The 20249-nt window shown below is 70.4% G+C and carries 16 protein-coding genes; 13 read left to right on the forward strand and 3 right to left on the reverse strand.

Features of this window, described 5'->3' with window-relative positions:
• Positions 1–127 precede the first annotated feature (127 nt).
• The 4 genes from ACTHM3_RS00005 (at position 128) to ACTHM3_RS00020 (ending at position 5350) form a co-directional block, all read left to right on the forward strand.
• Complete coding sequence (locus ACTHM3_RS00005; protein WP_440404029.1) at positions 128–1153, forward strand: LacI family DNA-binding transcriptional regulator; 1026 nt, start codon at positions 128–130, stop codon at positions 1151–1153.
• A gap of 173 nt (positions 1154–1326) precedes the next feature.
• Positions 1327–2850, forward strand: a complete 1524-nt coding sequence (gene mmsA, locus ACTHM3_RS00010) for a multiple monosaccharide ABC transporter ATP-binding protein (RefSeq protein ID WP_440404137.1) — start codon at positions 1327–1329, stop codon at positions 2848–2850.
• On the forward strand, positions 2847–4148 hold the full coding sequence (gene mmsB / locus ACTHM3_RS00015; protein ID WP_440404030.1) for a multiple monosaccharide ABC transporter permease: 1302 nt from the start codon (positions 2847–2849) through the stop codon (positions 4146–4148). The genes mmsA and mmsB overlap by 4 nt, the downstream gene beginning before the upstream one ends.
• A gap of 86 nt (positions 4149–4234) precedes the next feature.
• Positions 4235–5350, forward strand: coding sequence for a substrate-binding domain-containing protein (locus ACTHM3_RS00020; protein ID WP_440404031.1), 1116 nt, complete (start codon positions 4235–4237; stop codon positions 5348–5350).
• A 225-nt stretch (positions 5351–5575) separates the two neighbouring features.
• On the opposite strand, the gene ACTHM3_RS00025 is transcribed toward ACTHM3_RS00020, so the two are convergent.
• From ACTHM3_RS00025 to xylA, 3 genes are all read right to left on the reverse strand, one after another.
• The gene (locus ACTHM3_RS00025) at positions 5576–6580 is read right to left on the reverse strand and encodes an NAD(P)-dependent alcohol dehydrogenase (protein ID WP_440404138.1); all 1005 of its coding nucleotides are present in this window, start codon (positions 6578–6580) and stop codon (positions 5576–5578) included.
• Positions 6581–6588: 8 nt separating this feature from the next.
• Complete coding sequence (xylB, locus tag ACTHM3_RS00030; protein WP_440404032.1) at positions 6589–8001, reverse strand: xylulokinase; 1413 nt, start codon at positions 7999–8001, stop codon at positions 6589–6591.
• A 99-nt stretch (positions 8002–8100) separates the two neighbouring features.
• Positions 8101–9291, reverse strand: coding sequence for a xylose isomerase (xylA, locus tag ACTHM3_RS00035; RefSeq protein WP_440404033.1), 1191 nt, complete (start codon positions 9289–9291; stop codon positions 8101–8103).
• Between the two features lie 87 nt (positions 9292–9378).
• Between xylA and ACTHM3_RS00040 the strand changes: the two genes are divergently transcribed.
• The 9 genes from ACTHM3_RS00040 to ACTHM3_RS00080 all read left to right on the forward strand — a co-directional run bounded on the left by ACTHM3_RS00040 (position 9379) and on the right by ACTHM3_RS00080 (position 20239).
• Positions 9379–10410, forward strand: a complete 1032-nt coding sequence (locus tag ACTHM3_RS00040; RefSeq protein WP_440404034.1) for a LacI family DNA-binding transcriptional regulator — start codon at positions 9379–9381, stop codon at positions 10408–10410.
• Entirely contained in the window at positions 10410–11591 is a 1182-nt protein-coding gene (locus ACTHM3_RS00045) for an ROK family transcriptional regulator (protein ID WP_440404035.1), read from the forward strand. Before ACTHM3_RS00040 ends, ACTHM3_RS00045 begins: the two co-directional genes overlap by 1 nt.
• Before the next feature lie 9 nt (positions 11592–11600).
• Complete coding sequence (locus tag ACTHM3_RS00050) at positions 11601–12983, forward strand: GH1 family beta-glucosidase (protein ID WP_440404036.1); 1383 nt, start codon at positions 11601–11603, stop codon at positions 12981–12983.
• Positions 12984–13040: 57 nt separating this feature from the next.
• Positions 13041–14054, forward strand: coding sequence for a LacI family DNA-binding transcriptional regulator (locus tag ACTHM3_RS00055; protein WP_440404037.1), 1014 nt, complete (start codon positions 13041–13043; stop codon positions 14052–14054).
• A gap of 245 nt (positions 14055–14299) precedes the next feature.
• Positions 14300–15652 carry an ABC transporter substrate-binding protein gene (locus tag ACTHM3_RS00060; RefSeq protein ID WP_440404038.1) on the forward strand — a complete coding sequence of 451 codons (1353 nt, stop codon included), beginning with the start codon at positions 14300–14302 and terminating at the stop codon, positions 15650–15652.
• Between the two features lie 86 nt (positions 15653–15738).
• Positions 15739–16695: a carbohydrate ABC transporter permease gene (locus ACTHM3_RS00065; protein ID WP_440404039.1), complete on the forward strand. Its 957-nt coding sequence runs from the start codon at positions 15739–15741 to the stop codon at positions 16693–16695.
• Positions 16692–17615: a carbohydrate ABC transporter permease gene (locus tag ACTHM3_RS00070; RefSeq protein WP_440404040.1), complete on the forward strand. Its 924-nt coding sequence runs from the start codon at positions 16692–16694 to the stop codon at positions 17613–17615. Before ACTHM3_RS00065 ends, ACTHM3_RS00070 begins: the two co-directional genes overlap by 4 nt.
• A 46-nt stretch (positions 17616–17661) precedes the next feature.
• On the forward strand, positions 17662–19173 hold the full coding sequence (gene arfA, locus ACTHM3_RS00075; RefSeq protein ID WP_440404041.1) for an arabinosylfuranosidase ArfA: 1512 nt from the start codon (positions 17662–17664) through the stop codon (positions 19171–19173).
• 118 nt (positions 19174–19291) lie between these two features.
• On the forward strand, positions 19292–20239 hold the full coding sequence (locus ACTHM3_RS00080) for a sugar phosphate isomerase/epimerase family protein (protein WP_440404042.1): 948 nt from the start codon (positions 19292–19294) through the stop codon (positions 20237–20239).
• Positions 20240–20249: the final 10 nt, after the last annotated feature.

The following is a 20249-nucleotide window of genomic DNA, read 5'->3' on the forward strand; positions in this document are numbered from 1 at the left end:
GATCGGCGCGTCCCGACCCGGGGACGTGCCGATCGGCACGAGTCCGCGTGCGGGGAGGCTCCGCCGCCTCCGTGCATAATGTGACGTCAGGATGTGAACGTACACATCCGCCAACGAGGTCGGGACCGTGACGACACAGCCGAGCAGCACGCGCGCGCCGAACATCCGCGATGTCGCGCGCGCCGCCGGCGTCTCCTACCAGACCGTCTCGCGCGTCCTCAACGACTCCCCGAACCTGCGACCGGAGACCCGGGAGCGTGTGCTGCAGGTCATCGACGAGCTCGGCTACCGCCCGAACCAGGCGGCGCGCGCCCTGGTCACCAGCCGATCCGGCCTGATCGGCGTCCTCATCGCCTCCCGCGCCGCCGCCTACGGTGTGCAGACCTCGGTCTACGAGATCGAGGACGCGGCGCGCGAGGCCGGGTACAGCGTGGCCATCGCGACCTGCCTGAGCGACGACGCCTCGCTCCGGCACGCGATCGACCAGCTGCTCGGCCAGGCGGTGGAGGCGATCGTGGTCGTCGCGCCGCAGGCCCGCGTCTTCGACCTGATCCAGGCGCAGCCCCTCGGCATCCCCTATGTGTCGCTCGACTCCGAGCACCGCGACGAGGGGCACAGCGTGTCCGTCGACCAGTTCGAGGGCGCGCGCCTCGCGACGCGGCATCTGCTCGAGCTCGGCCACACCCGGATCCTGCACCTCGCGGGCCCGCAGGACTGGATCGAGGCGGACGCGCGCATGCGCGGCTACCTCCGGGAGGTGGCGGACAACGAGCTCTATGTCCAGCCGCCCGTCCTCGGCGACTGGACGGCCGAGTTCGGGTACCGCGCCGGCCGTGAGCTCATGCACCGCATGGAGTTCACGGCGGTCTTCTGCTCCAACGACCAGATGGCGCTGGGCCTCATGCACGCCTTCCGCGAGGCGGATGTCCGCGTGCCCGCCGACATCAGCGTCATCGGCTTCGACGACATCCCCGACGCCGCCCACTACTGGCCGCCGCTCACCACGATCCGGCAGGACTTCGCCGAGATCGGCCGGCGCGCGATCGCCCTCGCCCTGGCGCAGCTGTCCGGGGAGCCGGCGCCGTACCCGACGGAGCCGATCCGACCGCAGCTCGTGCTGCGCGCCTCGACCGGAGCGCCCGGTCGTCGCTGAGCCGAGATGTCACGAGATGGTGACGGTCGCGAAACCCGTTTGACACGTCCGACGGCGCGCACTAATTTTTCGGGGTACCGTGTGAACGGTCACACGGACGCGTCCATCCCGGTCGCGTCGACAGCGACGTCGAGCAGCGAAGGAGCACGGTGAGCCAGCCGACCATCCTGGAGATGCGCTCCATCACCAAGGAGTTCCCGGGCGTCAAGGCCCTCTCGGACGTGTCGATGACCGTGAAGGCCGGAGAGATCCACGCGATCGCCGGCGAGAACGGCGCGGGCAAGTCCACCCTCATGAAGGTGCTGTCGGGCGTGTACCCGTTCGGCACCTACGAGGGCGACATCGTCTACAACGGCCAGGTCCAGCGCTTCGCCAACATCAAGCAGTCCGAACAGGCCGGCATCGTGATCATCCACCAGGAGCTCGCGCTGATCCCCGAGCTGTCGATCACCGAGAACATCTTCCTGGGCAGCGAGCCGAGCCGCTTCGGCGTCATCGACTGGGTCGCGGCCCAGAAGGAGGCCGAGGAGCTCCTGGCCCGCGTCGGGCTCAACGAGGACCCGGACACCCAGATCAAGTCGATCGGCGTCGGCAAGCAGCAGCTGGTCGAGATCGCGAAGGCGCTCCACAAGGACGTCAAGCTGCTCATCCTCGACGAGCCGACCGCGGCCCTCAACGAGGCCGAGTCGCAGCACCTGCTCGATCTCATCGTCGGCCTCAAGGCCAAGGGAGTGACGAGCATCATGATCAGCCACAAGCTCAACGAGATCGAGCGCGTGGCCGACGAGATCACGATCATCCGCGACGGCAAGACGATCGAGACCCTCGACGTCGAGCAGGGCAACATCGACGAGGACGCGATCATTCGCGGCATGGTCGGCCGCTCGCTCGAGTCGCGCTTCCCCGATCGCGAGCCGAAGATCGGCGAGACGTTCTTCGAGGTGAAGCACTGGACGGTGCGCCACCCGCTCGACCCCAACCGCCTGGTCTGCAAGGACGAGGAGTTCTTCGTCCGCCGCGGCGAGATCGTCGGCTTCGCCGGGCTCATGGGCGCGGGCCGCACGGAGCTCGCGATGAGCCTGTTCGGCCGGTCGTACGGCACCTGGGTCTCCGGCGAGATCTACAAGGACGGCCGCGAGATCTCGGTGCCGAACGTGGGCGCGGCGATCAAGCACGGCATCGGCTACGTGAGCGAGGACCGCAAGGCGCTCGGGCTCAACCTGCTCGACACGATCAAGCGGTCCACGGTCTCCGCCGACCTCGCGAAGATCTCGACCGCGGGCGTCGTCGACTCGCTGCAGGAGTTCGAGGTCGCCGACCGCTACCGCAAGCTCCTCCGCACCAAGGCGACGAGCGTCGAGGAGGGGGTGAGCAAGCTCTCCGGCGGCAACCAGCAGAAGGTCGTCCTGTCGAAGTGGATGTTCACCGACCCCGACCTGCTGATCCTCGACGAGCCGACCCGCGGCATCGACGTGGGCGCCAAGTACGAGATCTACGGGATCATCAACGACCTCGCCGCACAGGGCAAGGGCATCATCCTCATCTCGTCCGAGCTCCCGGAGCTGCTCGGGATGTCCGACCGCATCTACACGATCTTCGAAGGCCAGATCACCAACGTGGTGGACGCGGCCGACGCCACTCCCGAGAACCTCCTGGTCAGCATGACCTCGACCCGAAAGACCGGATCCGCCCGATGAGCAACAAGTTCACGAACGCCGTCCGCACCCTCACCGGCGGACGCGGCATCAGCCAGTACTCCATGGTCATCGCGCTCGTCGTGATCATGGGCATCTTCGAGTGGCTGACCGGCGGTCTGACCCTCAACCAGGGCAACGTCATCAACGTCGTCCAGCAGTACTCCTACATCCTGATCCTCGCGATCGGGATGGTCATGGTGATCATCGCCGGCCACATCGACCTGTCGGTCGGGTCGGTCGCCGCCTTCGTCGGGATCATCGTGGCCAAGTCGATGTCCGACTGGCACCTCCCCCCGGTGCTCGCGATGCTGCTCGGCCTCGTCGTCGGCGGACTCGTCGGCGCCTGGCAGGGCTTCTGGGTCGCGTTCGTGCGCGTCCCGGCCTTCATCGTGACGCTCGCGGGGCAGCTGATCTTCCGCGGCGGCAACCAGCTCTTCGGGCAGTCCTCGTCGCAGTCCACGCCCGACAGCTACAACTGGATCGGCAACGGCTTCCTGCCGGACCCGGTCTGGGGCGTGCCGGCGAACCTCTCCACGTGCATCATCGGCGTGATCATCGTCGCGGTCATCGTCTTCCTCGAGGTGCGCGGGCGTCAGCGCCGCGTGCGCATGGGCGCGACCCGCCGGCCGCTCTGGACCTCGATCGTCAAGGTCGCCGCGCTCTCGATCGTCACGCTCTTCGCGACCTACCTCTTCGCGACCGGTCGCGCCGGGACCAGCTTCCCGATCGTGGGCATCATCGCCGGCGTGCTGATCATCATCTACACGTTCGTGACGAACAACACGATCTTCGGCCGCCAGATCTACGCGGTCGGCGGCAACGCCGCCGCCGCGGTCCTCTCCGGTGTCAGCAGCCGCCGCGTGAACTTCTTCGTCATGTTCAACATGTCGGTGCTGGCCGCGATCGCGGGCATGGTGTTCATCGGCAACGCGACGGCCTCCGGCCCGTTCGACGGCACCGGCTGGGAGCTCGACGCGATCGCTGCCGTGTTCGTCGGTGGCGCCGCGGTCGCGGGCGGCATCGGAACGGTGCCGGGATCGATCATCGGCGCCCTGGTCATGGCCTTCCTGGCCAACGGGCTCTCGCTGCTCGGCGTGCCGTCGGAGTGGACCTCGATCATCCGCGGCCTCGTGCTCCTCGTCGCCGTCGCGTTCGACGTCTACAACAAGACCCAGGGGCGCCCGTCCTTCACCGGCGCGCTGCTCCGCGGGCTCGGCATCGGCCGAACCCGCCCCCGGGGCGAGGCGGTCACCGAGACCGCGCTCCCCGAGAACCCCTCCAAGCCCTCGCTGGGCTGATCGAAGCCGATCGGCCCTCGACGGAAGGCGCAGACCGCACGACGGACTGCCCTGCAATCCACCACCAGAGATAAGCAGAAGGAACTATGCGGAAATCACTCCTCATCGGGATCGCCACCGCGGCCATCGCGGTCACGGCGCTCGCCGGCTGCTCGAGCTCCCGCTCGAGCGGCGACAGCGGAAGCGGCAGCGGCGCCATCAAGAAGGGCGACTCCGTCGGCGTCGCGCTTCCCGCCAAGACCTCGCAGAACTGGGTGCTCGCCAAGCAGTCGTTCGACGACGCCCTGACGAAGGCGGGCTTCAAGGCCGACGTGCAGTACGCGGCGGCGAACAACACCGTCTCCGACCAGCAGAACCAGATCGACAACATGATCACCAAGGGCGACAAGGTGATCATCATCGCGGCCCAGGACGGCTCGCAGCTCGGCACGCAGGTGGCGAAGGCCAAGAAGGCCGGCATCACCGTCATCGCGTGGGACCGCAACATCCTCAACACGAAGAACGTCGACTACTACGTCGCCTTCAACAACTACCTCGTGGGCCAGCTGCAGGGCCAGGCGCTCATCGACGGCATGAAGAAGGCGCACCCGGACCAGTCGAAGTTCAACATCGAGCTGTTCGCGGGCTCGTCGACCGACGCCAACGCGACGGTGTTCTTCAACGGCGCGATGAGCGTGCTGAAGCCGAAGATCGACGACGGCACCCTCGTGGTGGCCTCGGGTCAGACCACGTTCCAGCAGGTCCAGACCGACAACTGGGACCCGAAGAACTCGCAGGCCCGCATGTCGAACCTGATCACGAGCACCTACGCGAACGGCACGAAGCTCGACGGCGTCCTGTCGCCGAACGACACCCTCGCGCGCTCGATCATCACGGCGATCAAGGCCGCCGGCCTCCCGAACCCGATCGTGACCGGTCAGGACTCGGAGACCGACTCGATCCCGCTGATCATGCAGGGCATCCAGTACTCCACCATCTACAAGAACACCGATGAGGAGGCCAAGGGCGCGGTCGACGTCGTCTCGGCTCTCGCCGCGGGCAAGACCCCGGCGAACGTCGACAAGAACGACAAGACCAACGCGTACAACGGGACGATCACTGTTCCCTACGTCGCGCTCAAGCCGATCCTCGTGACGAAGGACAACGCGGTCGAGGCGTACGCCAACAACCCGACCCTCGAGGCGCTCGCCAAGAAGGGCTGAGTCCCCATCACGGAGAACGCCCCGGTCGCAGCTCGCGGCCGGGGCGTTCCTCTGTGTGCGGCAGGTACCGCGCCCCGCCGCCCCCTTCGGATGTCCTGTCCGCAATGCAGTCGGGTGCGACAGATGTCGACTTCTGAGGGTGAGGAGGCCTCTCCGGGTCTGCCCATCCTGCATTTCGGGCACTGGCACTCGCACCGGCGGCCGGCGGACCGCACCGAGGCGCGGCTACGCGTTCGGGGTGACGATGTTCTTCAGCGTCGCCGCGTCGGTCGCGGTGGTCAGCGCCTCCTCGACCCGGTCGAGGCCGAAGCGCCCCGACACGAGCGCGTCGAGGTCGACGCGGCCGGTGGAGGCGAGCTCGATCGCGAGCGGCCAGGTGTTGGCGTAGCGGAAGACGCCCGTCACCAGCAGCTCGTAGTTCTGGATGCGCGCGACCGGCAGCTCGAGGTCGGGCTTGCCCATGCCGACGAGCACGACCCGACCGGCCGGCTTGACCGCGAGGATGCCGGAGCGCACCGCCGGCGCGGCACCGGACGCGTCGATGAAGGCGTCGACCTCGAGACCCTCGACGGACTCCGCGGCCGGGTCGATCACGCGCGTCGCGCCCAGCTTCAGCACCTGCTCGCGGCGGAGCTCCAGGATGTCGCTCACGATGACCTCGCTCGCGCCGAACGCCCGCGCGACCTGCGCGGCCACGACGCCGATCGGACCGGCGCCCGCGATGAGCACCCGGCTGCCCGGCTTCGTGCCGGCCTTCTGGTTCGCCCAGATGCCCACCGACAGCGGCTCGCAGAGCGCCGCCGCCTCGATCGACATGCCGTCCGGGATCGGGTGCGCGTAGTCCGCCTGGATCACGGCCGACTCGGCGAAGGCGCCGTCGATCGGCGGGGTCGCGTAGAACTCCATGAGCGGGCAGAGGTTGTAGCGCCCCGCCTTGCACTGCTCGCACACGCGGCACGCGCGCTGCGGCTCGATCGAGACCCGCTCGCCCACGCGGTCGGCGGGCACGGCCGACCCGACCTCGATGATCGTGCCCGCGGACTCGTGCCCGAGGATCATCGGCTCCTCGACGACGAAGTCGCCGATCCGCATCTCGTGGAAGTAGTGGACGTCGCTCCCGCACACGCCGACCGCCTCGATGCGCACGCGCACCTGGTCGGGGTCGAGGGGCACGACGGGCACGTCGTCGACCGTGACGGTCTCCTTGTCGTGCAGAACGCTCGCACGCATCGTGTCGGTCACGGCTTCCTCCTCGTGTACTGCTCCCGGATGATCGGGCGGGTGTCGCGGTCGGGTCGCGCGCCGACAGGGACCTCCCACGTCGGTCGCTCGCCGGTCAGCACCCAGGCCGCCTGCACCGCGGCGCCGAGCGCCACGTACTCGCCGGGCTGCGGCACCTCCACCGGGGCGTCGAACACCTGCGCGGCGATCGCGGCGACCGCGGGGTTCTGGGCGGCGCCGCCGATGAGCAGCAGGCGCTCGGCGACGACGCCCTGGGCGCGCACCGCGTCGAGGCCGTCGGCGAGGCCGCACAACATCCCCTCGATCGCCGCGCGGGCGAGATTCTCGCGGGTCGTCGACCCGAGGGTCATGCCGAACAGCGTCGCCGTGGCGTCGGGGTAGTTCGGGGTGCGCTCGCCCTCGAACCAGGGCTGCAGCACGAGGCCCGCGGATCCGGGCTCGGCCGCCAGCGCGAGCTCGCCGAGCTGCGCGTGGTCGACGCCGAGCAGCCGGGCCGTCGCGTCGAGCACGCGCGCGGCGTTGAGCGTGGTGGCGATCGGCAGGAAGTTGCCGCTCGCGTCGGCGAAACCCGCGGCCGCGCCGGTCTCGTCGGCGATCGGGTCGGCGGTCACGGCGAAGACGGTGCCGCTCGTGCCGAGCGAGACCGCGACGTCGCCGGGGCGGGCGCCGAGACCGAGGGCGGCGGCGGCGTTGTCGCCGGCACCGGGTCCGACCACGATGCCGGCGGGGGCGGCGTCGGTCGCGGCGGTCTCGCCGGCCCGCTCGTCGGGCCCGAGCACCCGCGGCAGGACCGCGTCGTGCCCGAGCGCGGCGATCAGCAGCTCGCGGTCGTACTCGCCGGTCGGCGACCAGTAGCTCGTGCCGCTCGCGTCCGAGCGGTCGGTCACGAGCGCATCCAGCTGCGGTCCGAGCGGCGATGCGTCGGCCGGGCCGTAGCCGAGCAGTCGCCAGGTCAGCCAGTCGTGGGGGAGCGCGACGGCGGCGACGCGGGCCGCGTTCTCGGGTTCCGCATCCCGCAGCCAGCGGAGCTTCGTCGCGGTGAACGACGCGACCGGCACGCTGCCGGTGCGTCGCGCGAGCTCGGCCGCGCCGAACTCGTCGATGAGGTCGCGGGCCGCCTGCGCCGAGCGGGTGTCGTTCCAGAGGAGCGCATCGCGGATCACGCGCCCGTCGGCGTCGAGCACGACCATGCCGTGCTGCTGCCCGCCGATCGCGATCGCGGCGACGTCGTCGAGACCGCCCGCGTCGGTGACCGCGGTGACGAGCGCCGTCCACCACGCCGCGGGGTCGACCTCGGTGCCGTCGGGATGCGACGCGCGCCCGGTGCGCACGACGGCGCCCGTCTCGACGTCGCGCACGACGACCTTGCAGCTCTGCGTCGACGAGTCGACGCCCGCGACGAGCGTCACGGCGATCTCCTTCCGGCCGGTGCGCGGAATCCGCCGGTCACGGGGAGCCCGGACCAGCGGATTCTGCGCACGGGGCGTGGCGGGGTGGGGCGGGTGGGGTCAGCGGGCGCCGAGCAGGTGCTCGGTCGCGAGCTGCTGCAGGCGCACGAAGCCGAAGCCCTTGCCGCCGAGGTACGCGTCGGTGTCGAAGTCCTCGAACGCCGAGCGGTCCCCGAGCAGCTGCTCGTAGGTCTCGCCCTCGTTCAGGGTCGGCTTCGCGAGCTCCGCGACCTTGGCCCGCTCGAGCGTCTCCTGGACCTCGGGGTCGGCGCGGAACGCCTGCGCGCGCTCCTTGAGGAGCAGGTAGGTCGTCATGTTGGCGGCCGCGGCCTCCCAGACGCCCTGCTCGTCCTCGGTGCGGCTCGGCTTGAAGTCGAAGTGGCGCGGGCCGTCGTAGGGACGGCCTCCGAGGACGCCGCCGTTCTCGAGCAGGTCGACGAGCGCGAACGCGTTGTGCAGGTCGCCGTGGCCGAACGCGAGGTCCTGGTCGTACTTGATCGAGCGCTGGCCGTTCAGATCGATGTGGAAGAGCTTGCCGTGGTACAGCGCCTGCGCGATGCCGGCCTGGAAGTTGAGGCCCGCCATCTGCTCGTGGCCGACCTCGGGGTTGACGCCCGCGAGCTCCGGGTGCTCGAGGGTCTCGATGAAGGCGAGCGCGTGGCCGACCGTCGGCAGCAGGATGTCGCCGCGGGGCTCGTTCGGCTTCGGCTCGATCGCGAAGCGGATGCCGTAGCCCTTGTCGAGCACGTACTGCGAGAGCAGGTCGACGGCCTCCTTGTAGCGCGACAGCGCGGACCGCACGTCCTTGGCGGCGTCGTATTCGGCGCCCTCGCGGCCGCCCCACATGACGAAGGTCTCGGCGCCGAGCTCGGCGGCCAGGTCGATGTTGCGGAGGACCTTGCGCAGCGCGTAACGGCGCACCTGGCGGTCGTTCGAGGTGAAGCCGCCGTCCTTGAACACCGGAGCCGAGAACAGGTTGGTGGTGACCATCGGGATCTTCAGCCCGGTGGCCTCGAGCGCGCCCTTGAGGCGGTCGATCTCGCCCTGGCGGACCTCGTCGGAGGAGCCGAAGGCGAAGAGGTCGTCGTCGTGGAAGGTGAGGCCGTAGGCGCCGAGCTCGGCGAGCTTCTGCACGGCGTGGACCGTGTCGAGCGGCGGGCGGGTCGGACCGCCGAAGGGGTCGGTCCCGTTGTAGCCGATGGTCCAGAGACCGAAGGTGAACTTGTCGGCGGGGGTGGGCTGGACGGCCATGGAGGATCTCCCAATCGCGGCATCGTCGGCGGATAAGTGGTGGCTCACAACATATCACCGGCGCGAACTGCTGGCTAGAGTTACCGCATGTCCGGCGACCTCGCCGCGCGCACGTCCGTGTCGCGCACCACGCTCTCGCGTGTCGCCGACGACGCCGACGTCTCGATCTCGACCGTCTCGAAGGTGCTCAACGGGCGCACCGGCGTTTCCGACGCGACGCGGCGCCGGGTCGAGGAGCTGCTCCGCGACCACGGCTACAACCGCCGGAACACCCAGCTGACCGTGGCGCCCCTCGTCGAGCTCGTCTTCCACGAGGTCGACAGCCCGTGGTCGATCAACGTCATCGCCGGCGTCGAGCGCGCGGCCCGCGAGAACGGGCTGAGCATGCTGCTCACGAAGAGCGGCGACCGGCACAAGCCGAGCCCGGACTGGATCGAGGGCGCGATGCAGCGCCGGCCCGCGGGCGTCATCCTCGTGTTCTCCGACCTGCAGCCCGACCACAAGCACCAGCTGCGCGCGCGCAACATCCCGTTCGTGGTCGTCGACCCGTCCGGCGATCCGGCCCCGGACGTCCCATCGATCGGGACGGCCAACTGGTCCGGCGGCTATGCGGCCACCCGTCACCTGATCGACCTCGGCCACCGCGACATCGCGATCGTGGCGGGTCCCGACGACATGCTCTGCTCGACGGCGCGGATCTCCGGCTACCGGGCGGCGCTCGAGAGCGCCGGCATCCCGGTGCGGCGGGACTACATCGCGCCGAGCGGCGAGTTCCGCTTCGACGACGGCCTCCGGGCGGGCGGCGAGCTGCTGGACCTGCCGCAGCGGCCGACCGCGATCTTCGCGAGCAGCGACCTGCAGGCGCTCGGCGTCTACGAGGCGGCGCGGCGGCGCGGCGTCCGCATCCCGGACGACCTCTCGGTCGTCGGCTACGACGACGTCGACGTCGCGAGCTGGGCGGGGCCGCCGCTCACGACCGTGCGGCAGCCGCTCACCGAGATGGCCGCCGAGGCCGTCCGGCTCATCGTCCGACTGCGCGAGGGTGAGCTCGTCGACCACCTGCACGTCGACCTGGAGTCCCGCCTGGTCGTGCGCGAGAGCACGCGTCGGCCGGTCTGATGCCGAGCGGCGCGACCGGGCTCGACGACGTCCGTCGCGGCAATCTCGCGGCGGTGCTGCGGCTCGTGCATCGCGAGGGGCCGGTCTCCCGCGCGTGGATCACCTCGCGCACGGGCCTCAACCGCTCGACCGTCGGCGGCCTCGTCTCCGACCTCGCGAGCCGCGGCCTGGTGCGCGAGGCCGCGCCGGAGGCGACCAACCGGGTCGGTCGCCCGTCGCCCGTCGTCGAGGCCGATCCGCGCCTCGCGGTCGTCGCGGTGAACCCGGAGGTCGATGCGGTCACGACCGCGGTCGTCGGGCTCGGCGCCCGGGTCGAGCGGCGCGAGCGGCACGAGCTCGGGCACCCGGCGACCCCGGAGGAGACGGCGCGCATCGCGGCGGACGCCGTCGCGGCGGCGGCCGCGAACGGCGCGCGCGTCCATCGGATCGCCGCGGTCGGGCTCGCGGTGCCGGGCCTCGTCGGGGAGGCCGACGGCACCGTCCGCTGGGCGCCGCACCTCGGCTGGTCGGGGGCGCCGCTCCGGGCGCTCGTCGAGGCGGCGACGGATCTGCCGGCCGCGGTCGCCAACGACGCGACGGCCGGAGCGCTCGCCGAGCACCTGTTCGGCGCCGGCCGCGGCGTCGACGACCTGGTCTATCTGAACGGCGGCGCCAGCGGCATCGGCGGCGGCATCATCATCGGCGGCGCGACGCTCGGCGGCCATGCGGGATTCGCCGGCGAGCTCGGGCAGAGCCCCGCGGCGTTCCTCCGCCCGGAGGACCGCACGTCGGAGCGCGGCGTCGTGGAGGACGAGGTCGGGCGCGAGCCGCTGCTCCGCGCGCTCGGCATGCGCAGCGCGACCGACCCCGAGCTCGCGGCCGCGCTGCTCGAGGGCGACCGGGAGGACATCCGCGCGGAGCTCGCCCGGCAGCGCCGCGTGCTGGCGGCCACGCTCGCGACCGCTGTCAACATGCTCGACCCGGAGCTGATCGTGTTGGGCGGCTACCTCGCGACGCTGCTGGAGTCGGATCCCGCGGAGCTCGGCCGGCTCGTGCGCGAGCACTCGGTGCCCTCCGGCGGCGTCGGGGTCCGGCTCGCGACGGCGGGGCTCGGCGACGACCGCCTGCTCGTCGGCGCCGCGGAGCTCGCGCTCGCCGGGGTGCTCGCCGACCCCGGCTCGATCTCCGAGGTCGGTCGCTAGCCTGACGAGATGACCGACGACTACCGCGACGACGACGTCGCCTTCCCGCGCGACGTCCTCCTCGGCACGGCGACGGCCTCGTACCAGATCGAGGGCGCGGTGGCCGAGGACGGCCGCACCCCTTCCATCTGGGACACCTTCAGCCGGACGCCGGGCCGTGTGCTGAACGGCGACACCGGCGACGTGGCCGACGACCACTACCACCGCTGGGCGTCGGACCTCGACCTCATGGCCGAGCTCGGCGTCGACGCCTACCGCTTCTCGATCGCGTGGCCGCGGGTGCAGCCGGGCGGCGCGGGCCGCGTCAACGACGCGGGGCTCGCGTTCTACTCGCGCCTGGTCGACGGGCTGCTCGAGCGCGGCATCCGGCCGTGGGCGACGCTCTACCACTGGGACCTCCCGCAGGAGCTGGAGGACGCCGGCGGCTGGGCCAATCGCGACACCGCGCCGCGCTTCGCCGAGTACGCGGCGCGCACCGTCGAGGCGCTCGGCGACCGCGTCGCCGGGTGGATCACGCTCAACGAGCCGTGGTGCGCGGCGTTCCTCGGCTACGCGACCGGCGAGCACGCGCCGGGGCGCCGGGAGCCGGCGGCGTCGCTCGCCGCGGCCCACCACCTGAACCTCGCCCACGGGCTCGCGGTGCCCGAGATCCGCCGGGCCGCGACGAACGACCCGGCGGTCGCGATCACGCTCAACCTCCACGTCGTCCGGCCCGAGGGCGACGGCGGCGAGGAGGCCGTGAGGCGCGTCGACGCGGTGGGCAACCGGATCTTCCTCGACCCGGTCTTCCACGGCCGCTACCCGCAGGACCTCCTCGACGACCAGCGCGCGCTGACCGACTTCTCGTTCGTCCGGCCGGGCGACCTCGAGCTGATCCACCAGCCGCTCGACCAGCTCGGCATCAACTACTACTCGACGAGTCGCGTGCGGCTGCGCCCGGGGGCCCCGGGTCAGGCCGCGTTCCCCTCGACGCGGGGGATCGAGTGGCTGCCCGAGCCCGCGCCGCTCACCGACATGGGGTGGAACATCGACCCGTCGGGCCTCGAGGAGCTGCTCGTGCGCTCGCACGAGGAGTTCGGGATCCCGCTCGTCGTGACCGAGAACGGCGCCGCGTTCCCCGACCGCGTCGAGGACGGCGCGGTGCACGACGCCGACCGGATCGACTACCTGCACCGGCACCTGGCCGCCTGCCGGCGGGCGATGGACCGCGGGGTCGACCTCCGGGGGTACTTCGTCTGGTCGTTCCTCGACAACTTCGAGTGGGCCTGGGGCTACTCCAAGCGGTTCGGGATCGTGCGGGTCGACTACGCGACGCAGGAACGGCTCCCGAAGGACAGCGCGCGCTGGTTCGCCGAGGCCGCCCGCACGCGTGCTCTCCCGCCGCGGCGCTGAACTCTGATACAACGTTGCAACGAGGACGCGCGCATCGTCGCGCGGTGAGGAGCGCTGATGGCCGCGACGCTCCATGACGTGGCGCTGCTCGCGGGCGTCTCGATCAAGACGGTCTCGAACGTCGTCAACGACTACCCCCACATCCGACCCGAGACGCGGGCGCGGGTCGAGGCCGCGATCGCCGAGCTCGGCTACCAGCCGAACCCCTCCGCCCGCAGCCTCCGCTCCGGGCGCACCGGCCTCATCGGCCTCGCCGTCCCGGAGCTCAGCCTCAGCAGCTACTTCGCCGAGCTCGCCGACCGCATGATCGCGGCGGCCGAGCAGCGCGGGCTGACCGTGCTCATCGAGCAGACCGGCGGCGACCGCCAGCGCGAGCTGGACGTGCTGCGGAGCGCGCGGCGGAAGATGACCGACGGACTGCTGTTCAGCGCGCTCGGGATGCAGCAGGACGACGCCGAGCTGCTGCGGCAGCCCTACCCGCTCGTGCTGCTCGGCGAGCGGATCTTCGGCGGCCCGACCGACCATGTGACGATGCACAACGTCGAGGCGGCGCGCACGGCGACCGAGCACCTGCTGCGGCTCGGACGGCGACGGATCGCCGTGGTCGGCGCGCACGTCGGCGAGGTCATCGGATCCGCGGGCCTGCGACTGCGCGGCTATCGCGAGGCGCTGGAGGCGGCGGGCGAGCCGTACCGCGAGGAGCTCATCGGCTACGCCGAGCCCTGGCACCGGGCCGACGGCGCCGAGGTCACGCGACGGCTGATCGCGACCGGGGAGCCGTTCGACGGGCTGTTCGCGTTCAACGACAACCTCGCGTTCGGCGCGATGCGCGCGCTGCAGGAGGCGCACATCGCGATCCCGGAGCAGGTCGCCGTGCTGGGCTTCGACAACCTCGACGACGCCGCCTACTCCGTGCCGAGCCTCAGCACCGTGGATCCCGGGCTCCCGGAGATCGTGGAGACCTCGATCTCGCTGCTCGTCGAGCGCATCGCGGGGCGCGGCCCCGACGAGCCGCAGGAGCTCATGGCCGGCTACCGGATCGTCGAGCGCGAGTCGACGCCGGCCCGCTGAGCCCGGCGACTCGACCCCTCCGCCGCCGACGCGCCCGCGCGTGCTTGACACCCGCCGGAGGGGTGGCCATGATCACTTCTACAACGTTGCATGACAACGTTGTAGAACACAGCGGCTCAGGGGCTCCGAGCCGGGACGGATCGACGGGGATCCGGCGCGCACCCGCGCCGCGACATCCCGCCTCCGCCCCGCCGTCCCCGGTCGTGCACGACAACGAAGTCCAACGCACCTCGAAGGGAATCGCAGTGAAGAAGAGGTCACTCATCGCCGGCATCGTCGCCGTGGCGGTCGCCGCGGCGCTCGCGGCCTGCAGCGGGGGAGGCGGCTCCGACGCGAACGCCAACGCCAACGCCAAGTGCACCAACAAGATCGTCAACGACAAGGCGCCGAAGGTCACCATGTGGGCCTGGTACCCCAACATGAAGACCGTCGTCGACAACTTCAACCAGTCGCACTCCGACGTCCAGGTCTGCTGGAACAACGTCGGTCAGGGCGCTGACGAGTACGACAAGTTCCAGACGGCCGTCTCGGCCAAGAAGGGCGCGCCGGACGTCGTCATGCTGGAGGCGGACCACCTCTCCAACTACGTCATCCAGGACGCGCTCGTCGACATCAGCAAGTACGGCGCCAACAATGTCAAGAAGAACTTCAGCGAGGGCGCCTGGAAGGACGTCTCGGTCGGCGACGCGGTCTACGCGGCGCCCGTCGACGGCGGCCCGATGGGGCTCATCTACCGCAAGGACATCTTCGCCAAGTACGGCATCACGCCGCCCACCACGTGGGAGGAGTACGCCGCCGACGCGCAGAAGATGAAGGACGCGGGCGGTCCCCTGTTCGGCGACCTGGGCGGCAACGTGCCCGCCGTCATGATGGCGCTGCAGATCCAGAAGGGCGCCTCGCCCTTCGAGTACGACCCCACGAAGCCGAAGAACGTGGGCGTCAAGCTCGACGACCAGGCATCCAAGGACGTGCTCGACTACTGGGCCGGCCTGTCGAACAAGGGCCTCGTCGGCAAGCAGGACCAGTTCACCGCCGACTACATCTCGGGCGTCGTGGGCGGCAAGTACGCGACCTACGTGTCGGCCGCGTGGGCTCCGGGCTACCTGACCGGCGCCGGCGTGGGCAAGGGCGACGACAAGGGCCAGTTCGCGGTGGCGCCGCTGCCGCAGTGGGCCGGAGCGAAGCCCGTCTCGGTCAACTGGGGCGGCTCGGCCTTCGCGGTGACCCAGCAGGCGAAGGACAAGAAGCTCTCCGCCGAGGTGGCGCTGGGTATCTACGCCGACTCCAAGTCACTCGAGGACGGCTGGAAGAACCTCGTGATCTTCCCGCTCAACCAGACGGTGCTGACCTCGAAGGACTTCGCCGACTACCCGCTCGACTTCTTCGGCGGCCAGAAGGCGTACGGCGAGGTCTACATCCCGGCCGAGAACGGATACAAGGGCTTCACCTACAGCCCGTTCCAGGTCTACTACTACGCCCAGCTGCAGAAGCAGCTGACGGCCATCAACGCCGGCAAGATCTCCGGCTCGGAGGCCGCCACCACGCTGCAGTCCGACATCGTGAAGTACGCCAAGCAGCAGGGCTTCACGGTCAAGTAGAGCCGAGGGCGGTCGAGCCGGCGCACGACGTCGGCCCGACCGCCCCTCCTCCCCGTCCCGCACCCATCATTCGAAGGGCCTTCCGAATGACCTCCGCCTCCGCGCTCGCATCGTCGCGACGCGCCCGCATCCCCCGGATGCCGATGTCCTCCGCGCAGCGCGCGGCGAACCGGCGTCGCGCCGTGACCGGCTGGCTGTTCATCCTGCCGTTCACGATCGTGTTCGCCGTCTTCCTCGTGCTGCCGCTGCTCTACGCCTTCTACAACAGCCTCTTCACCAAGGGGCTCGCGACCGGCACCCAGTTCGCGCCGCTCGACAACTACATCAAGGCGTTCACCGACCCGTCGTTCCTCGGCGGCGTCGGTTTCGTCCTGCTGTTCTCGCTCGTGCTCATCCCCGTGCAGATGATCGTGTCGCTCGCGATCGCCCTCGTGCTCGACGCGGTGACCACGCGGTTCGCGCGGTTCGCGCGGCTCATGATCTTCCTGCCGTACGCGATCCCCGCGGTCATCGGCGCGATCATGTGGGGCTTCCTCTACAGCCCGACGTTCGGGCCGCTCGGGCAGCTCTTCGGCCTGGTGGGCCTCAAGGCGCCGTTCCTGCTCGACAGCTCGCACGTCTTCGGCGGGCTCATGAACGTCGTCACGTGGCAGTGGGCCGGCTACTACATGATCATCATCTACGCGGCCCTGCAGGGGATCGATCCCACCCTCTACGAGGCCGCGCGCATCGACGGTGCCAACGCCTGGCAGATCGCGCTGCGGATCAAGCTGCCGCTCGTCACCAACGCGCTGCTGCTCATCCTCGTCTTCGCCCTGATCGGCACGCTGCAGTTCTTCACCGAACCGAGCGTGCTGCGCACGATCTCGAACGGCGGCATCACCGCCGACTTCACACCGAACCTCTACGCGTACTACACCGCGTTCTCCTATGCGCAGTTCAATTACGCCTCCGCGCTGTCGTTCGCCCTCGGGGTCGTGGTGTTCATCTGCGTCTACGTGTTCCTGTTCCTCACCCGGAAGCGAGGGAGCTTCCTCTCATGACCGCCGCCACCGCCTTCACGCCGAGCCGCGCCGCCCGGCCCGCCGCCGTCCGTCCACCGGGGCTCCGCCGCCGGCGGGGGATCGTGCCGGCGCACATCTTCCTCGGCATCCTCGTCGTCTACTTCCTGGTGCCCGTCTACTGGATGGTCGTCAACAGCTCGAAGGACGCCGCCGGCCTCTTCGGGGGCACCGGCGGGTCGCTCTGGTTCGACAAGAACGTCGACTACCTCGGCAACCTGCGGGACCTCTTCACCTACGACGGCAGCATCTACCTGCACTGGATCGGCAACTCGGCGCTCTACGCGGTCGCCGGGGGAGTCGGGTCGACGATCATCTCGATCCTCGCCGGATACGGCTTCGCCAAGTTCCGCTTCCGCGGCCGCAACCTCATGTTCTCGCTGCTGCTCGGCGCGGTCATGGTCCCGCTCACGGCGCTCGTCATCCCGACGTTCGTGCTCGCGTCGGACGCGGGTCTCACCGACACGATCTGGGCGGTGATCCTGCCGTCGCTGCTGAATCCGTTCGGGGTCTACCTCATGCGGGTCTACATCGGCGACGCGGTGCCCGACGAGCTCATGGACGCGGCACGGGTCGACGGGGCGGGCGAGTTCCGCACCTTCGCGCAGGTGTCGCTGCCGCTCATGCGCCCCGCGATCGTCACGGTGCTGCTGCTGTCGATGGTCGCGACCTGGAACAACTACTTCCTCCCGCTCGTCATGCTGAGCGACAAGACCCTCTACCCGGTCACGGTCGGCATCGGCGTCTGGCAGGGGCTCGCCTCCGGCAACAACGGCGGGGGCCACTCGCTCTGGAGCCTCATCGTGATGGGCTCGCTCGTGTCGGTGATCCCGCTGGTGATCGCGTTTCTGACCCTGCAGCGCTACTGGCAGGGCGGGCTCTCGATCGGCTCCCTCAAGTGAGCGCCCCCGTCGTCCGCACCACCCGTCCCCTCGTAGAAAGCCGCTGATGATCTCCGCCCATCTCACCATCGACCCGCACTTCCAGGTCGGTCCCGTCCGCCGCCGCGTCTTCGGCTCCTTCGTGGAGCACCTCGGGCGCTGCGTCTACGACGGCATCTACGAGCCCGGTCACCCGGCCGCCGACGAGGATGGGCTGAGGCAGGACGTCGTCGACCTCGTGCGCGAGCTCGGGGTGTCGACCATCCGCTACCCGGGCGGCAACTTCGTCTCAGGGTTCCGGTGGGAGGACAGCGTCGGCCCGCGCGAAGAGCGCCCCACCCGGCTCGACCTCGCCTGGCACTCCACCGAGACGAACGCGTTCGGGCTGCACGAGTTCGGCTCGTTCGTCGACAAGGTCGGCGGCGAGATGATGCTCGCCCTCAACCTCGGCACGCGCGGCACGCTCGAGGCCCTCGACCTCGTCGAGTACGCGAACGTGCGCGCGGGCTCGACGCTCGCCGACCGGCGCGTCGCGAACGGGCGCACCGAGCCGTTCGACGTGCGGATGTGGTGCCTCGGCAACGAGATGGACGGGCCGTGGCAGCTCGGTCACCGCTCGGCGACCGACTACGGCAAGCTCGCCTCCCAGGCGGCGAAGGCCCTGCGCCAGCTCGACGAGCGCGTGGAGCTCGTCGTCTGCGGCTCGTCGAACGCCCACATGCCCACCTTCGGCACGTGGGAGCGCGACGTGCTCCTGGAGTCCTACGACGACGTCGACTACATCTCCTGCCACGCCTACTACCAGGAGCGGGACGGCGACCTCGGGAGCTTCCTCGCGTCGCCGGTCGACATGGACCGTTTCATCGAGACGGTCGTCGCGACCGCCGACCACGTGAAGGCGGTCAAGCGCAGCGAGAAGACGATCGACATCTCCTTCGACGAGTGGAACGTCTGGTACCAGGACCGGTACCGCGACGTCGACAAGATCGAGGGGATCGAGAACTGGCCCCAGGCACCGCGACTGCTGGAGGACGTCTACTCGGTCGCCGACGCGGTCGTGGTGGGCGGGCTGCTCATCTCGCTGCTCAAGCACGCCGACCGGGTGACGGCGGCCTCCCTCGCCCAGCTCGTCAACGTGATCGCCCCGATCATGACGGAGCCCGGCGGCCCGGCATGGCGCCAGACGACCTTCTTCCCGTTCGCGATCACCTCGGAGCTCGCCACCGGCACCGCGCTCGAGGTGAAACTCGAGTCGCCGAGCTACGAGACGGCGCTCTACGGCGAGGTCCCCCAGCTCGACGCGGTCGCGACGCACGACGCCGAGACGGGTCGCACGGCGGTGTTCGTCGTCAACCGGTCGCAGACGGAGGAGGCGACAGTCGAGATCGACGTCACCGGGCTCGGCGCGGTGGCGGTGCGGTCGGCGCGCACGATCTCGGACGACGACGTGACCGCCGCCAACACGCTGGAGGATCGCGAGCGGGTCACCCCGCACGAGAACGACTCGGCGGTGATCGACGGCACGACGCTCATGGTCACCCTGCCCCCGGTCTCCTGGACGGCGATCGAGCTGGGCTGACGACGGCGCGGTCCGCGGGCGGGGGGAGGCCCTCCGCCGCTCCGCGGGCCGCGCTCGCGCCGCGCCGCCGAGCACGCGGAGTAGCGTGGCGGGCATCCCCTCCCCGGAAGAAGGATCGATGGCGCTCTCCGCCTCCGACTGGCCGATCTCTGCGGTGCTGCTGCAGTTCCCGGATGCGCACGACGCTCCCGTCGAGGTGTGGGCCGACGTCCTCGGGCAGGCCCGCCGCGCCGGGTTCGACCGCGTGGACCTCATCGACAGCTGGGTGCGCCCCGCCGACCTCGACTCGTCACGGCGCGGGGAGCTCCTCGCCGTCCTGCGCGAGAACGGACTCGTCGCGCCCGTCGTCGCCGTCGCGCGCAAGAGCGTCGTCGACCCCGAGAACGGGGCCGAGAACCTGGCCTACGACCACCGCACCATCGACGCCGCCGCGGATCTCGGCGTGAAGCTCATCTGCCTGGGACTGCACCGCCCGCTCACCCCGGCGCAGCGCGCCGTGCAGTGGTTCTGGACGGTCGACGGGCCGCGCGATTCCGACGAGCCCGAGGCGCGCGCGCTCGCCGTCACCCGGTTCCAGGAGCTCGGCCGGCACGCCGCGGAGGTCGGCGTGCAGCTCTCCCTCGAGCTCTACGAGGACACCTACCTCGGCACCGCGGCCTCGGCCGTGCGGCTCGTCGAGGAGATCGGGCTGCGCAACGTCGGCCTCTGCCCCGACGTCGGCAACCTCATCCGACTCCACCGGCCCATCGAGCAGTGGCGCGACCTCTATGCGGCGACGCTCCCGTACGCCAACTACTGGCAGGTCAAGAGCTATCAGCGCGACGAGGATCCGGCCACCGGCGCGGTGTTCGCGTTCCCGGCCCCGCTCGAGAGCGGCATCGTCAACCACCGCGAGGTGCTGCGGATGGCCATCGACGCCGGGTTCCAGGGCTACCTGGGGCTCGAGCACTACGGGGGCGACGGCCTGAGCGTCTGCGCCCGCAACCGCGACTACCTGCGCGGGATCCTGCCCGAGTCCGGCGACTACACGCCGGGCACCAGCCGGGTCGATCAGCCCGCGCTCTGAACGAGAGGAC

It is taken from the genome of Pseudolysinimonas sp. (genome assembly GCF_051954455.1).
Lineage (GTDB): Bacteria > Actinomycetota > Actinomycetes > Actinomycetales > Microbacteriaceae > Pseudolysinimonas.